Annotated in this window: 1 protein-coding gene; it reads right to left on the bottom strand. The window is 76.3% G+C overall.

Annotated elements, in window-relative coordinates; genetic code table 11:
* On the bottom strand, nt 1-2,224 hold a 2,224-nt coding region (locus ACFWOG_RS33200), incomplete at its 3' end, for a tetratricopeptide repeat protein (protein WP_380362872.1).
* Nucleotides 2,225-2,498: the final 274 nt, after the last annotated feature.

Raw genomic sequence — 2,498 nt, 5'->3', positions numbered from 1 at the left:
GGTCGGTGATGGCTTCGTCGGGTCGGCCGGCCTGGCGGTGGGCCTGGCCGCGCGAGCCGAGCGCCCAGATGTCCTCGGGGTCGACGGCCAGGACGGTACTGAGGTCGGCGACGGCCTCCTCCAACCGGCCCGTCTGCCGGTACGCCTCGCCGCGCTGGACCCGGGCCCAGGCGTACTCGGGGTCGAGGGCGAGGGCGGCGGTGAGGTCGGTGATGGCTTCGTCGGGTCGGCCGGCCTGGCGGTGGGCCTGGCCGCGCGAGCCGAGCGCCCAGGCGTCGTCGGGGTCGAGGGCCAGCGCGGCGGTGAAGTCGATCATCGCCTCCTCGGCACGGCCCGCCAGTTGGTGGGTCTCCCCGCGCCGGGCGAGCGCCCAGGCGTTGCCCGGGTCGAGGGCCAGCGCGGCACCGAGATCGGCCAGGGCCTGCTCGTAGCGGGCGTGCCAACTGTGCACGCGGCCACGGTAGGCGAGCGTCTGGGAGAGACCGGCCGCGGTGGCGACGGCCAGGTCGAGGTCGGCGAGCGCGTCGTCGTCGCGGTCCTCGATGAAGTTCTGGTAGCCCCGGTGGGTGAGGGCCCAGGCCCGGACGCGGGCGGGCAGGACCGGGGCGGTGAGCACGCCGAGGGTCTCCAGGACCGGCTGCTCACCGGCGGCGGCCGACTTGATCAGGTCGGCCCAGCGGGTGAGGTCGGCGTCGGCGCTGTCCTGGGCGGCCTGGTGGAGCATCTCCGCCCACACGGCCAGGGCGTCCGGGGCCTCACCGGCGGTCCGGGCGGTGTGTTCGAGGGCCGCGGGCAGGCCGGCCAGCGGATCCGCGCACAGCCGGTGGTAGGTCTCGTTGAGCAGGTGCCGGCGCCACCGCGGGTCTGCGGTCCGCCGGGACACCTGGAGGTGTTGTTCCGCCGACGTCCGGGCGGCGGCGTGGTACTCGGCGAGGCGGGAGTGGGCGGCCGTCCACAGCCGGGGCGACTGCGTGCGGCGACGGCGGAGCATGCTGGTGCGGACCACGGCGTGGTACTGCCGGAAGTCGCCGTGCCCGGCCACGAAGGGCTGGCCCAACAGCCATTCCCAGGCGGCCGGTTCGGCGTCAGGGACGGCGCAGGCGAACAGGTCCTGGTTCAGTTGCAGCGGCAGCGCCGCGGCCACCACCGTCTCGCGGCGCTCGGGTTCGGCGATCCACTGGAGGAACCGCACGACGGCCTGGTCGACCACGTCCGCGCCGACGTCGGCGACGACGTCGACCGCGCCGGGGTCGGCGTGCGCCAGGAGGGCGACCAGCAGCGGCAGCCGCATCGACATCCGGAGGACCGCGTCGACCACACCGGGATCGGTGACGCCCCGGGCGGCGAGCAGGTCGCGGGCCTCCTGCTCGGTGAACACCTCCAGCGGCACGTCCACCAGGACGGGCCGCCACGGCGCCCACTCGCGTTCGGCGAGCTCGTCCCGCCCGGCGAGGACGAAGACGACCTCCAGCGGCAGGGCGCCGAACGCGTCGTCGATGGTCTCCCTCAGCCAACCGTCGAGGTAGCGGCCGGTCACCTCCCAGGTGTCGAGGAACAGCACGATCCACGGTCGCCGTGCCCGGTCGCGCTCGCAGATCCGGCCGAGTTCGGCCACGAAGGCGCGACTGAGTGCCGACTCGTCCCCGTCGCCGCCGCGCCGCCGCTGCCGCACGCCCGCGACGAGGCGGTCCGCACCCTGCGCGACGTTCTCCGGACTCGCGATGGCCGCGACCACGCCCGCCCCCGGCAGCACCGAGGCGGCGCCGAACGCCGCCTGTGTCACGAGCCGTGCCGGCAGCGACGCCGCCTCCGCGCCGGGCGACTGCTCGGGCACGCGCTCGGCGGAGGCCTGCAGCGCCCGCCGGTACTGCTCGACCGCCTTGTCGAACTCCCTGAGCGGGCCCGCCTGTTCGGCCAGCTGGCGGGCGAGTGCGGTCAGCGTGGTCTCGACGCCGTGGACGTCGGTGTCGTCGACCAGCGCGGTCAGTGCTCCGGCCCGGTGGGCCGCCTCCCGCCACTGCGCGAGGAGTGTCGACTTGCCGACCCCGCCCACCCCGCGCACGTGGAACAGGAAGTCCGCCGGGTCCGGCCCGGCGTCCGGATCGGCATCCTTGCCGAGGTTCTCCACGAACAGGGCCAACTGCGCCCGTCGGCCGATGAACTGGGCCCCGGCCCGCTGCCGCACCGCCTCCGCACGCGACAGACGCCTCTTCGCCTGTGCCATTCCCACCCCCTGCCGAGACCGGCCGGCCGCGGGCCGACCGTGGTCCGGCCACCTGCCGTCAGGTCGCCCTGCGGGCCGTCGACCGCGGGCCGACGGCCGCGCCCCCGAACCCCGTCGGAACGACGGTAGTGAATCGGGCCCGGGGATGTCTCTACTTTCGGCGGTCCCCGGCGTGGGCCGCCCGGCGGGGGGGCCCCCCGGCGGGGGGGCGCCCGGCCCCCCGCCCCGGCGGGGGGGGGGGGGGCCCGCGCGGGGGGGGGCGGCAGGTCGCCCT

The organism is Kitasatospora sp. NPDC058406, assembly GCF_042722765.1.
GTDB lineage: Bacteria > Actinomycetota > Actinomycetes > Streptomycetales > Streptomycetaceae > Kitasatospora.
Note: the sequence above shows the minus strand (reverse complement) of the source record. Positions and strands in the feature narration are given on the sequence as shown.